This window comes from Providencia sp. AGC89 (assembly GCF_053543535.1).
Window position 1 is genome coordinate 126,741 of sequence record NZ_JBIXLP010000060.1, and the last position, 13,753, is coordinate 140,493.

A 13,753-nucleotide genomic window follows, 5' to 3' on the forward strand; every position below is an offset into this window, starting at 1 on the left:
TCTTATCGCACCTAATCCTCCCAAACCCATTACTTATGTTTATTACACTGTTACCATCCATTTAGCTTATTTCTTGGTGGCTTGATAGCAGCTTATTTAATGCTTGCCACATGGTTATCTTGCATATCATATTCGCCCATTATTGGGGCTCTATAGGGCTATTTTTAATTACATTCGTTACCTCATAGACAACATTGACATAGGGACATCATGATGTCATGATGATGGTATGAATATTAATCCTGAACACTTACCGCTTTACGCAAAAATCGAATCAGCTCTCGCGGCTGATATTTCCAATGGTATATACCCCCCAGGCAGCCAATTGCCATCCGAAGATCGCCTAATAGAAAGGTTTAATGCAAGCCGCACAACAGTACGCAAGGCGATTGAGAACCTTGTATTGCGCGAACAAATTGAAATCCGGCGTGGTAAAGGGACCTTTGTGACCATGCCTAAAATCAACCAAGAACTCACTGAGTTGACTGGGTTTGTTGAGGATATGCAAGCCCTTGGTCGTATCCCAACGGCTCGCCTATTAGACAAGCAAATCGTATCTGCCGATACACATGTAGCTGAGCAACTTGGCATCTTACCTGGAAGTGCCGTAATGCGGCTCCAGCGTGTCCGCCTTGCCGATGGCATCGCCATGTCTTTCGATGAAACCTATCTCCCTCAAGAAATTGGAGAAAAAATTATCACACACGATTTAGATGCTGAACCCATCTTTTCTCTACTCGAAGATAAATACGCTATCCCATTAACTGAGGCAGAATATCGCCTTGCAGCTATTACAGCCCCTTCTAATGTCGCTCTTGCTCTCAATATTGATACAGGTAGTGCTATCTTTTTAATCGAACGAACATCCTATACCACAGGCCACCAGCCCATTGATTATGAAAAGCTCTACTATCGCGGTGATCTGATTAGCTTCGTCACGCGTTTAACTCGTCGTCCACGCACCTCACCGAAAGCCTAAATAATGGACGCTCTATTACTGTTTATCGCGGCTTGTGCAGCAAGTGCGCTTGGTGGAATACTGGGGATGGCAAGTGGCATTTTTATTGTGCCAATTCTCACGCAAATTTTTGGTGTAGAAATCCACATCGCCATTGGAGCAAGCCTGGTCTCCGTCATAGCGTGTTCATGTGGTAGTGCAGGTCAGTTTCTCAAAAATCGCCTAACCAATACCCGTCTAGCCATTGTACTTGAAACAGCCACTACATTTGGTGCCTTGACAGGGGTGTTGTTAATTGGGCTCATCTCACCCCCTGTACTGTATGGCCTCTTTGCCATGATCCTCACAATTTCAGCTAAACAGATGTTAACTCGCCGATATGAAGTCATTGCTGCTACTCCAATCAATCAAACTCGCTGGGCTACAACCTTACGCTTACATTCTAGTTTTCCAGAAAGCCAATCTAGGCAGGAAGTCCCCTATTACGTCAGTCGTGTTCCTCTTGGTATGATATTCATGTACGGGGCGGGGTTGATTTCGGCATTATTAGGAATTGGCTCTGGTGTACTCAAAATACCTGCCATGGATAGCGCCTTGCGCCTTCCCATTAAAGTTTCAAGCGCTACATCCAATTTCATGATTGGGGTGACAGCAGCAGCCAGTGCAGGGGCTTATTTTGTTCGAGGGGATATTGACATTAATGTTGCTGGCCCTATCGCCTTAGGTTCAGTTATTGGCTCAATTATCGGAGCACGCTTACTTATAGGGCTACCTGCCGATAAATTGCGTATCTTTTTTGTCATCATTCTGGCGTTTTTAGCATTTCAAATGCTTATGAGCGCTTTTGATATACACATTTTTGCTGGAACACTATGAAGTCTGAGAAAGGGTATTTAGAATTACGGGACCAAGTCATCGCTCTGTTACTTCGCTACGGAACATGGTTAGCGACAACCTTGATTGCCATTGGTGTAGCCTTAACCGCTTTAAAACCATTTTGGGGCACATCCCTACTTCCACTACATGGCTCTGACATTGTGAGTGCGGGCATTGCATTGTTTATTCTTTTGCCTGTATTACGCGTTATTTTAATGCTAGCCTTTTTTATACGTGACCGAGATTATGTTTATGTCGCGATTACGACTCTTGTACTCGTCTTTATCGCCGCAGGCGTTATTATTGAACTGTAATATTGATCCCTGCTTATTTCCCTATTGACCCAGCGAACTAGATATTTCAAGTCAGTTATCTACTTTTTTCAGCATGTTAACTTCGTTACGATAAAAATCTTCGAGTCGATCACCTCCTACAGGTTCACCTAAGTGGCTTTCCCCCATAAATGTCAGAAAAAATTCAATTGGGCCATAAAACTTTTGCGGCGTGAAATGCCGAACTGCAAAAATACTTCCCCTACGAACCCAGTCAGGGAGATAGCTAATTTTGATATTTTGTCCTAAAGCTTGGGCTGCACAATTGGCAATATCATTTAGAGAAAGCACTTCAGGCCCTCCCACGGATAGTTCCTGCCTTACTTGCCCCTGATTAAGGGCCTTAACGATAAATTCAGCCAAATCTTTACCCGAAATTGGGTTAATTTGCACATGACCATCACCGAACAAATAAACTCGCCCAGAAGCTGCCATCTTCAAAAAATCCCCCATATCACTAAAGTAGCCGTTGGGACGAACGATAATAGAAGAAAGAGAAGATTGTTTGAGTTCATCCGCAAAACGTTCTTTTGCTTCAAATATCTTTAAGTGTCGGTTTTTATCGCCATCGATAGCTGAAACATAAACAAATTGCTTTACCTCATCAGCTATTGCTTCATCTAATAGGTTGATATTACCTTGATAATCAACATCCATATAGGTCAAACCATCTTTTTGTCGGGTTATTCCAACCGCACTAATAACGACGTCTATTCCCTCAGTAACACCATGCAGTGTGTTCGGTTCCGTCACTTCCCCAACATAGATATGATCGGCACTAGCCACCAACCCTTGTTGGTTTTGTCTCCTGACAAGCGCTCTGACCCAATAACCTTGTTTTTTTAATTCTGCAACGAGATATTGCCCCAAATAGCCTGTAGCACCTGCAACTAAAACTTTTTTCACATTTAAACCTTAGGGTAGCCACAAATTAAGTTAATTGAATACTGACATTATCGTCTTTCAAAATTAACCCTACTCTATGCTCTGTGATACCGTCAATAATACCGTCAAAATTATCTACTATTACTCGTAATTAAAAACGATAAAAATAAAAAAATCGTTATGGCTATCTGGAGCGCTTAGCGAACCGGTGGGATACTCCGTTGGCTTTCTCTTACTAAGCTCCCCAGAAACTCAACTGGTAGTGGCCTGATTATGTGTATAGGGCCCCCTTAAGTTGCCACTACAGATTATCTACGGTATCATGAATAGTTATTTTTATAATCTAAATTCTTTATAATCTGAACTCTTATAGAAAGGAACTCGTTTTGCATATTACGCCACCCTAGGCGCCTGACTCTCCTCTAAAGTCACATTTATCAACGTGACTCACTTTATGCCGTATCCACCAATGGCAGGTCTTTGGTCGAACAAATTCACCCCTAGTAAAAAATATGACAATCTGCGCATGAAGTTAATCGTTGTTGCGATTTAATTTTGTATGCCTGCATTGTCTCTCAGTTTATAAGGCTATCTATGCTCGAAAAAATGAAACTTGAATGGTTTTCCAACATCAAGGGAGACCTCTTAGCAGGTACTGTTGTTGCCTTAGCGCTAATACCTGAAGCGATTGCATTTTCCATCATCGCAGGTGTTGACCCCAAAGTGGGTCTTTACGCTTCATTTTGTATTGCAGTTGTTATAGCGTTTGTGGGTGGTCGCCCGGGTATGATCTCCGCTGCAACAGGCGCAATGGCATTACTCATGGTTACGTTGGTAAAAGAGCATGGTCTTGAGTATTTGCTTGCTGCAACATTGCTCACCGGTTTGATCCAAATAGTTGCTGGCTACCTTAAGTTAGGGAGCCTAATGCGTTTTGTATCTCGTTCTGTCGTAACAGGTTTTGTTAATGCGCTTGCTATTTTAATTTTTATGGCTCAATTGCCTGAGCTTACCAATGTCACTTGGCATGTGTATGCTATGACGGCGATAGGTTTAGCTATCATCTATTTATTTCCATATATCCCGATTATCGGCAAAGCTCTCCCTTCACCCTTAGTATGTATTGTTGTTCTCACCGCATTTGCGATGATCGTAGGTTTGGATATCCGAACCGTTGGTGACATGGGGGAATTACCGGACACGCTTCCTATTTTTCTATGGCCTGATGTGCCACTAAATTTCGACACGTTGATGATTATCCTTCCTTATTCCTTAGGTCTTGCCATTGTAGGTTTATTAGAGTCAATGATGACAGCCACGATTGTTGATGATTTGACGGATACTCAAAGTGACCGAAACCGTGAATGTAAAGGTCAAGGTATTGCCAACATTGGCTCTGGATTACTCGGTGGTATGGCTGGTTGTGCCATGATAGGGCAGTCTATTATCAACGTAAAATCTGGCGGTCGTGGGCGACTATCTACCTTTAGTGCGGGCCTATTTTTACTTATCCTTGTTGTATTCTTGGATGAATGGATAAAACAGATCCCGATGGCGGCGCTGGTGGCCGTTATGATCATGGTTTCAATCGGAACCTTCTCATGGTCATCAATTAAAGACTTAAAAAAGCATCCATTATCAACCAATATCGTCATGATCACGACCGTTATTGTTGTGGTGGCAACACATAACCTAGCGATTGGTGTCTTCGTTGGTGTTTTATTGGCAACGTTATTCTTTGCAAACAAAATTGGTCGCTTCATGGTAGTTAAAACAGCGCAAACTGATGATGCTTCACGTACTTATCGTGTGGTTGGTCAGATTTTCTTTGCCTCATCTGAACAGTTCATTGATTCCTTTGATTTTAAAAAAGCGGTTGATAAGGTAACCATTGACTTAACCCAAGCGCATTTTTGGGATATTACTGCCGTGTCGTCTTTAGACAAAGTCGTTATTAAGTTTAGGCGGGAAGGTGCGACAGTTGAAATTATTGGAATGAGTGAGGCGACAGAAACTATTGTTGATAAATTTGGCGTCCATAACGATCCAAAGGAAGTTGAAAAATTAATGGCAGGCCACTAAGGAGAAACTTATGAATAAGATAATTACCTGTATTGATGGCTCTGCGGTTTCTGACCAGGTATGTGCAGCCGCTTGTTGGTCTGCTAAACAGTTGAATAAACCTGTTTTGCTACTGCATGCTATTGAAAAAAATCACTCACCAGCTACAGAAGATTTAAGTGGAGCCATTGGCCTTGGCGCCCGCTCTTCACTTCTCAATGAAATGGCCGCTTTAGACGAACAACGCAGTAAAGTTGCTTTATCCCTTGGTAAGGAAATCTTGGCACACTCCAAGGCTCTTTTGGTTGCCAACGGTTGCCATGATGTTGAAAAAACACAGCGTCACAGTGGTATTGTTGAAGCCATTTGTGCTCTTGAAAATGATGCAAGACTCATTATTATTGGGAAGTCTGGTCAACAACATGCTGGATATTTCAAGACACTTGGCTCTCATATTGAACAAATTATTCGTAGAGTCCACACACCAATACTAATTGTGAATCAGTCATTTAAAACACCTAGAAGCTTTATGCTTGCTTATGATGGCAGAGAAACTGCGGACCAAGCCGTGCAACGTATTATTGAAGGTGGGCTGTTACATGATTTGACCTGCCATTTAGTCACTGTAAAAAATAGCGCACCAAACATAGAAAAAAAATTCCAGCAAACGAAAGAGTTATTAACTAATAGCGGCTTTGAGGTGAAAGCTAGTTTATTAGAAGGGAAAATTTTTGATGCTTTAATGAAGTACAAAGAAAGCAGTGGTGTTAATATGCTTGTGATGGGTGCTTTTTCTCACTCTAAATTAGCAAGTATATTTTTAGGTAGTAATACAATGGAAATGATTGAGCAAACAGAAATACCTATGATTGTTTTGCGCTAACTTTGTTCTACTTTGCAAAAATGTGTATTTTTTAACTTTGTAATTGGAGAGATTGATTAGCCCTCTGTAGATTATAGGCGGTCCGTGACCGTCTTTCTTCGTAGCAATTAGCTCGGTATCGCATACCGAATGGTGTCCAAGGCTTGCTTAAAGTCCTCCGGCATCGTTCGGCCAGTTTCAGCCTAGTGGTACATGACCCTGATTTATTCAGGCGTCAGAGTTCGATCTCTCTGCTCAAACCTAGCAATACTTACTGGCCTTACCAACTCTGCTAGGTTCTCAACCTTCTAGCCTCGCTCAGTAGCCTACCGGTATATCTGGAGTACAATCTCACGCGCAATGAGTCACTGTTGCGGGCCTTCTCCTTCGCTGGCGACTTTCCATCGGCGACCATCCACTTGGCTTCACCAAGTCACTCACGGGCTTTTGCCATAGTGATACCCCCAACGCCATAGCGACCAAAGGTGAACGACTCTTATCTGCCATTAATGGCATCTGCTTGCGATAATACCAACTTTAATACCCCATTCAACTTGTGCTTGACGCTGCTAATCAGTGCCAGATACGGCAAGCCATAAAAACAAAAAAGCCCACTTTTACATGGGCTTAAGTCGTTATTTTGCTAGTCAGTGCCAGCTAATTCTTATTGCAGGATTATTCCCACTCAATTGTTGCTGGTGGTTTACCACTAATATCATATACGACCCTAGAAATACCGCTAATTTCATTGATAATGCGGTTTGATACACGGCCTAAGAAATCATATGGTAAATGCGCCCAATGAGCGGTCATAAAGTCAATAGTCTCAACAGCACGCAGAGAAACAACCCAATCGTATTTACGACCATCTCCCATCACACCGACGGAGCGAACAGGTAAAAACACGGTAAATGCTTGGCTAACTTTATGGTATAAATCTGCCTTATGCAGTTCTTCAATAAAGATAGCATCTGCGCGGCGTAGTAAATCACAATATTCTTTCTTAACTTCGCCGAGTACACGAACGCCTAAGCCTGGTCCTGGGAATGGATGGCGATATAACATGTCGTATGGCAGGCCCAGTTCAAGACCGATTTTACGTACTTCATCTTTAAACAGTTCTTTTAACGGCTCAACCAAACCTAACTTCATGTCATCCGGTAAACCACCTACGTTATGGTGTGATTTGATAACGTGTGCCTTACCTGTCGCTGAAGCGGCGGATTCAATAACATCAGGGTAAATTGTCCCTTGTGCTAGCCATTTAATGTTAGGAAGCTTCGATGACTCTTCATCGAATACCTCGATAAATACATGGCCAATTTTCTTACGTTTAGCTTCAGGATCGCTGATCCCTGCTAATGCACTTAAGAAACGATCTTCAGCTTTAGCATGAATGATGTTCAAGTCAAATTTACCCTCGAACATTTCCATCACTTGGTCTGCTTCATTTAAACGTAATAAGCCGTTATCAACGAATACGCAGGTCAAACGCTTGCCAATTGCACGGTTTAATAACAGAGCCGTTACTGATGAATCAACGCCACCTGAAAGTGCCAGCAATACATGATCATCTCCGATTTGCTCTTTCAAGCGCGCAACCGTGTCTTCTATAATTGCCGCTGGTGTCCATAGTGCCTCACATTGGCAAATATCTTGTACAAAACGTTTTAAGATATTTAAACCTTGGTGTGTGTGAGTAACTTCTGGGTGGAATTGAACCCCATAGAACCTTTTTTCCTCATTTGCCATGATGGCATATGGGCAGCTTGGTGTGCTTGCGATCGTTTTGAAGTCCGCTGGAATCGCAGTCACTTTATCTCCATGACTCATCCACACATCTAAAACAGGCTTGCCAGCTTCATTCAATGAATCATGAATATCACGGAACAGTTCACATTGCTCAGTAACTTCTACATTTGCATAGCCGAATTCACGCTCGCCTGAAACCTCAACTGCGCCACCTAATTGCATTGACATTGTTTGCATGCCATAGCAAATACCTAATACAGGTACGCCTGCATTGAACACGTAGTCAGGAGCGCGTGGGCTATCTGATTCCGTGGTGCTTTCTGGCCCACCAGAAAGAATAATACCATTTGGATTAAATTCTCGAATTTGCTCTTCTGTAACGTCCCACGCCCAGAGTTCACAATAAACGCCAATTTCACGGATACGACGGGCAATCAGCTGTGTATATTGCGAACCGAAGTCAAGGATAAGAATGCGATGCTTATGGATATTTGTTGTCATTTGAGGAGAATTCCAAAAATTCAAGTCAAAAATAAAATCGGTGGTGCGTATTAATTAACCGCACCACCCTGAAACGTTATCGATTATTGCCCCAAACGGTAGTTCGGAGATTCTTTTGTGATAGTAACGTCATGAACGTGGCTTTCTTGGATACCAGCACCACTAATACGAACAAATTCTGCTTTTGTTCTTAACGCATCAATAGTACCACAACCTGTCAGCCCCATACAGGAGCGTAGCCCGCCCATTTGTTGATGAATAATTTCTTTTAAGCGGCCTTTATACGCCACACGGCCTTCAATCCCCTCAGGGACAAGTTTGTCAGCCGCATTATCAGATTGGAAATAACGGTCTGAAGAACCTTTAGACATAGCTCCTAATGAACCCATACCACGGTATGCTTTATAGGTACGACCTTGGAATAAAATAGTTTCTCCTGGCGATTCTTCAGTCCCCGCAAACATAGAGCCAACCATGACACAAGCTGCCCCAGCGGCAATCGCTTTAGAAATATCACCAGAAAAACGAATTCCCCCATCTGCAATCACAGGGATACCAGTGCCAGCCAATGCCTCTGCCGCTTCTGCAATAGCAGTGATTTGAGGAACCCCAACACCAGTAACAATACGTGTAGTACAAATAGAACCTGGGCCAATCCCTACTTTTACAGCACTAACTCCTGCCTCTGCCAATGCTTTTGCACCTTCGGCTGTCGCAACGTTACCACCAATAATTTGTAATTCTGGGTATTTTTGACGCGTTTCACGAATACGCTGTAATACACCTTCAGAGTGACCATGAGATGAGTCAATCAATAATACATCAACGCCAGCAGCAACCAGCGCGTCAACACGCTCTTCGTTACCTGCTCCGGCACCAACGGCTGCGCCGACACGTAAACGCCCCTGTTCGTCCTTACAAGCATTAGGCTTACGTTCTGCTTTTTGGAAATCTTTAACGGTGATCATCCCTAACAAATGAAAGTTATCATCAATCACTAAGGCTTTTTCTACACGTTTTTCATGCATTTTTTGTAACACGACTTCACGCGCTTCGCCTTCTTTCACAGTAACTAAACGCTCTTTCGGCGTCATTACCGCAGTAACTGGCTGGTCAAGGTCAGTGACGAAACGGACATCACGGCCAGTAATAATCCCCACTAATGAATTGTCTTTAGCTACCACAGGGTAACCTGCGAAACCATTGCGTTCAGACAACTCTTGTACCTGACGAATTGTTGTATCTGGCGTCACCGTAACAGGGTCTGTCACGACGCCACTTTCATGTTTTTTCACACGGCGGACTTCTTCCGCTTGGCGCTCGATGGTCATGTTTTTGTGGATAAAACCGATACCGCCTTCTTGAGCTAGCGCGATTGCAAGATCAGATTCAGTAACGGTGTCCATGGCTGCAGAAAGCATAGGAATGTTTAGGCGGATGTTTGCAGTCAGTTGAGTTGATAAATCTGCAGTATTTGGCAATACCGTTGAGTGTGCAGGAACGAGTAAAACGTCGTCGAAAGTTAGTGCTTCTTTTTTAATGCGTAACATAGGCAATATCCCACCAGGCAGCGTTATGGAAAGGTATAAAATATTGCCGCGGAATTATACACACCGTAATCGGTTGCTTCCAGCCTTTTTTTGAAAAAAAACTTGATAACTCCAATGGCTACGTTAGTATCTATCAATTAAGTCCTTGTTTTAAAATTTGATCTAGCTCACATGTCGACATCACAAAATAGTGCTATTTACTCAGTTAGTAAACTAAACCAAGCGGTTCGCGAACTTCTTGATAACCAAATGGGCCGTATTTGGCTAACTGCTGAAATTTCTAATTTTTCGCAGCCAAGTTCAGGTCATTGGTATTTGACCTTGAAGGATGACCGTGCACAAGTTCGTGCAGCGATGTTTCGTGGGCAAAATGCGCGTGTGACATTTCGCCCACAAAATGGCCAACAAGTTTTAGTCAAGGCTACCGTGACTTTGTATGAGCCTCGCGGTGATTACCAATTGATCATCGAAAGCATGCAACCTGCTGGCGAAGGCTTGTTACAACAACGCTTTGAGCTTTTAAAGCAAACTCTAAATGCGCAAGGCTTGTTTGATGCCACCTATAAAAAAACTTTGCCTAGCCCAGCTAAATGCGTCGGTATTATCACTTCGGCAACCGGGGCTGCATTACATGATATTTTAAACATTTTACGCCGTCGTGACCCTTCACTGCCAATTATCATTTACCCTACAGCGGTTCAAGGTGAATTGGCACCAGCCCAAATTGCGAGAATGATTGAGCTGGCAAATTTGCGTCAGGAATGCGATGTATTAATCGTTGGTCGCGGTGGTGGTTCACTTGAAGATTTGTGGGCCTTTAATGAAGAAATCGTTGCTAGGGCTATTTTTGCTAGCCAACTGCCTATAATTAGTGCTGTTGGTCATGAAACTGACGTGACGATTGCGGATTATGTTGCCGATGTTCGAGCACCAACGCCTTCTGCCGCAGCAGAGTTAGTCAGCCGTAACCAATTAGAGATGCTACGCCAGATAAAATCAGCACAGCAACATCTTGAAATGGCAATGGATTATTACGTGGCGGGTCAACAACAAAGGTTTGCTCGTTTACATCATCGTTTACAGCAACAGCACCCGCAATTGCGTTTGGCAAGGCAACATAACCAGCTTAATTTATTGCAACAAAAACTGGCGCAGTCGATGACTCGACAACTACAAAATTCAACGGTTAAATTCGAAAAAGTTAATCGCCGTTTACTGCAAAATGATTTGCGCCCTCAATTGCAAAAACAGCAGCGACAGTTGCAGCAGACACAGTATCATTTGCAGAATATGGTCACGAGTTTGGTTAATAGTTACCGCCAACGTTTCGCAGTAGCTTGTTCAAAAATGGAAGCGGTTAGCCCATTAGCTACCTTAGCTCGCGGGTTTAGTATCAGTGAAACCGCTAAAGGTACAGTGTTGAAAAAAACCAGCCAAGTGAAAATCGGCCAACCACTGAAAACTCGCCTTAATGATGGCTGGGTTGAAAGCCAAGTTACCCATATTGAAAAGGTTAAAGCCAAAAGAGTATCGAAATGATTATTTTATCCACTTATCTCGATAAAAATAACGAGATAAGTGGTATTAAACTGATACGTTGATTAGAAACGCACCTGTCCGCCAATCATATAAGTACGCCCTCTAGCTGTTGCATTGTTTTTACCGCGTTCTTCCATAATAGCGGTAGAATTTGCACGATTTAGTGCATCCGAATAATTTTTATTCGTTACATTATTAATCGTCATCATCAATTTAACGTTTTTATTAACTTCATAGTCTGTATATAAATCAATGATTGTAGGTTGTTTTTCATACTTATCTTTTAGTGCATTTCCATCGTTATCAACGATAGACTCTACACCAATTCGTTTTGAAGGGCCGGTCCATGTAATAGTTGTACCTACGGTTAATTTTTCATCCAATAAACGCACACCTGAATCCAAGGTCACATAATAATCAGGAAGCTCAGTGAAATCTCCCGCACTAAAATCAGCAACCTTAGCTATGGAGTTAGGTTGATCCCCAGTTTCTTTGGTATAGGATAATGTTGAATAAACTATACCTGCATCATAATTAGCCTGTAATTCATAGCCACGTAGATTAACATCATGAGGCTCATTGACATACATATAGCTTTTACGCATAAATTCTGGGAATTCTTTGTCCCATACATCATCATTCATCAAACACCAAGCCAGTTCAGCATTTGATCTTGGGCGACAAAGTAAATAAGGCTTACTCGTAATATAGTCTTTAATTTTTGTATGGAACCATAATGCCTTCATATTAAACTGGTCACCTTCAAAAATTAAATCCGGTTTAAAGCTATTAAAACCAACTTGCCATGTCTGTGATTTCTCTTCTTTTAAGAATGGGTTCATTGAATTACCACCTTCTTGAGAATAAAAAACCTCTTGCGTATTCGGTGCTCTCATTGAATGCGCATAACTAACAAATGGCTGGAATTCAGGAATAATTTCTGCTGATAATAAAACTCCGGGGTTAAAACCATTACCCCGTAAATTTAAAGTCGCGGCTTCTTGTGGAAAACAAAAATCTTGATCGCCACATGCAGGTTTGAAACCTTTTAAGTGGTAATTCATATAGTTCAAATCAAAAATTGCTGTATAGATACCATACTTTGCTTCTAGTTGTGTATAGGCGCTCGCAAGATCTAACGACCCACTTGGCGAGAATGGGTTATAGTTCAACGTATCTTGGTCAATAACAGAACTAACCTCGCGCTCATATTTCGTTTTAGATAACTTAGAACCTACTTTCCATTGAAAATCAACATCACCATATGAAAACCGACTTGTATTAGAAAGATTAAGTCCATCGCCAATATTTTTAGACTTACCTTGCCTTAATGCCCAACCTAATGAGTCACCTTCAAATTGTTGGTCGTTTTTACCATGGCTCGCTAAAACCTCAACATCAATTAACTCATTCAGCGGCGTATATTTATATTTAATATAATAATCTTCACTATTAATTTTTCTTCTCGTGAGCTTATTTTGTAAGAAACGACCACTGAATTCTAATTCATGGCTGTCATTAGGTTTATATTTCAATTTGGCTAATTGCGATTGGGGCTTTTGTTTGAAAGTGGAATCAGTGGCAAACTCGTCACTATCAAACCCATCACCATTTTTATAACTACCAGGAATATTATGGCCACTAACTGCAATTAAGCCGCCAAAATAACCATCATCTTGTAATAATGTTTTCCCTGCAACCGCCACCATTCCATTATAACCGAGACCATTATCTCCCCAACTAGCTTTACTACGGAGCCCATATAAATTATCTTTAAAAATCACATCATCAATACCGATAGTGCGGAAATTTGCGCTCCCTACTAAAGCGTTAACACTATTTCCTCCATTTAATTGCCCTTTTTCTACTTCAATTTCAACAATAAAATTTGGATCAATTAAAGCGCCAAAATCATTATTTGGTTGTTGTCCATGTGTATATTGACTCGGGGAAATTCCATAATAACTCTGCGTGATACCATCAACCATCATATTCACGCGCCCAAAACCACTCAGACCACGGAGATTAACATTCACCGTTCCTTGGCTGCCATCCATTTGGGTATAAGTACCGGGCATCGTGCGGATAATTTTGTCCATCGACTGTAATTTATTTTCCGTACCAACCGCATTGTAAGCACCGGGTTTTTCTAATGCTTTGACGAGCGGGGTTTGTTTCTGCGCACCCGAAACTTTTAACTGGCTAAAATTAACCACATTATTTTTCTGTTTATTTTTCTGCTGCGTATTTTCAGCTAAAGCAACCCCTTGGTAGCTAGTGGCAATAATACCAGCTACCATAATTATTGTTTTATTATTCATTAAACCATTCCTGTAAACGTACTGAGTGTCATACGCTCACATTGCTAACACAGAACAAAATAGTGCCTGTGAAAAGGCCCAGCAACAATGCCATTAATATTGTTGCTGCCCTAAGA

General features: G+C 41.9%; 10 protein-coding genes and 1 pseudogene. 6 read left to right on the top strand and 5 right to left on the bottom strand.

Annotation, left to right across the window (positions count from 1 at the left end; all coding sequences use genetic code 11):
• Window positions 1-229 precede the first annotated feature (229 nt).
• Genes ACIPUA_RS08900 through ACIPUA_RS08910 form a run of 3 tightly spaced genes read left to right on the top strand, consistent with a single transcriptional unit; the run spans window position 230 to window position 2,148 of the window.
• Window positions 230-979 (top strand): GntR family transcriptional regulator, encoded by a 750-nt coding sequence (locus ACIPUA_RS08900; RefSeq protein ID WP_449059568.1) that lies wholly within the window; start codon window positions 230-232, stop codon window positions 977-979.
• A gap of 3 nt (window positions 980-982) precedes the next feature.
• Entirely contained in the window at window positions 983-1,834 is an 852-nt protein-coding gene (locus ACIPUA_RS08905) for a sulfite exporter TauE/SafE family protein (RefSeq protein WP_042843575.1), read from the top strand.
• A complete protein-coding gene (locus ACIPUA_RS08910; RefSeq protein ID WP_042843574.1) occupies window positions 1,831-2,148 on the top strand; it encodes a DUF1634 domain-containing protein in 318 nt (105 codons plus the stop codon). The genes ACIPUA_RS08905 and ACIPUA_RS08910 overlap by 4 nt, the downstream gene beginning before the upstream one ends.
• A 51-nt stretch (window positions 2,149-2,199) precedes the next feature.
• Here ACIPUA_RS08910 and ACIPUA_RS08915 read toward each other — a convergent pair whose 3' ends face one another.
• Window positions 2,200-3,072, bottom strand: coding sequence for an SDR family oxidoreductase (locus tag ACIPUA_RS08915; RefSeq protein ID WP_369104954.1), 873 nt, complete (start codon window positions 3,070-3,072; stop codon window positions 2,200-2,202).
• Between the two features lie 573 nt (window positions 3,073-3,645).
• Between ACIPUA_RS08915 and ACIPUA_RS08920 the strand changes: the two genes are divergently transcribed.
• Together ACIPUA_RS08920 and ACIPUA_RS08925 are read left to right on the top strand one after the other, a co-directional pair.
• The gene (locus ACIPUA_RS08920; RefSeq protein ID WP_042843572.1) at window positions 3,646-5,133 is read left to right on the top strand and encodes a SulP family inorganic anion transporter; all 1,488 of its coding nucleotides are present in this window, start codon (window positions 3,646-3,648) and stop codon (window positions 5,131-5,133) included.
• A gap of 10 nt (window positions 5,134-5,143) precedes the next feature.
• A complete protein-coding gene (locus tag ACIPUA_RS08925; RefSeq protein WP_048607324.1) occupies window positions 5,144-5,995 on the top strand; it encodes a universal stress protein in 852 nt (283 codons plus the stop codon).
• Between the two features lie 209 nt (window positions 5,996-6,204).
• Here ACIPUA_RS08925 and ACIPUA_RS08930 read toward each other — a convergent pair.
• From ACIPUA_RS08930 to guaB, 3 genes and pseudogenes are all read right to left on the bottom strand, one after another.
• Window positions 6,205-6,470, bottom strand: a pseudogene (locus ACIPUA_RS08930) (tyrosine-type recombinase/integrase); the annotation flags it as partial.
• A 179-nt stretch (window positions 6,471-6,649) separates the two neighbouring features.
• Window positions 6,650-8,227, bottom strand: a complete 1,578-nt coding sequence (guaA, locus tag ACIPUA_RS08935) for a glutamine-hydrolyzing GMP synthase (RefSeq protein ID WP_048607329.1) — start codon at window positions 8,225-8,227, stop codon at window positions 6,650-6,652.
• Window positions 8,228-8,310: 83 nt separating this feature from the next.
• Window positions 8,311-9,777: an IMP dehydrogenase gene (gene guaB, locus ACIPUA_RS08940; protein WP_042843566.1), complete on the bottom strand. Its 1,467-nt coding sequence runs from the start codon at window positions 9,775-9,777 to the stop codon at window positions 8,311-8,313.
• A 171-nt stretch (window positions 9,778-9,948) separates the two neighbouring features.
• Between guaB and xseA the strand changes: the two genes are divergently transcribed.
• Window positions 9,949-11,316: an exodeoxyribonuclease VII large subunit gene (gene xseA, locus ACIPUA_RS08945; protein ID WP_071548142.1), complete on the top strand. Its 1,368-nt coding sequence runs from the start codon at window positions 9,949-9,951 to the stop codon at window positions 11,314-11,316.
• Between the two features lie 62 nt (window positions 11,317-11,378).
• Here xseA and ACIPUA_RS08950 read toward each other — a convergent pair whose 3' ends face one another.
• Window positions 11,379-13,637 (bottom strand): TonB-dependent receptor domain-containing protein, encoded by a 2,259-nt coding sequence (locus ACIPUA_RS08950; protein ID WP_449059569.1) that lies wholly within the window; start codon window positions 13,635-13,637, stop codon window positions 11,379-11,381.
• Between the last annotated feature and the right edge of the window lie 116 nt (window positions 13,638-13,753).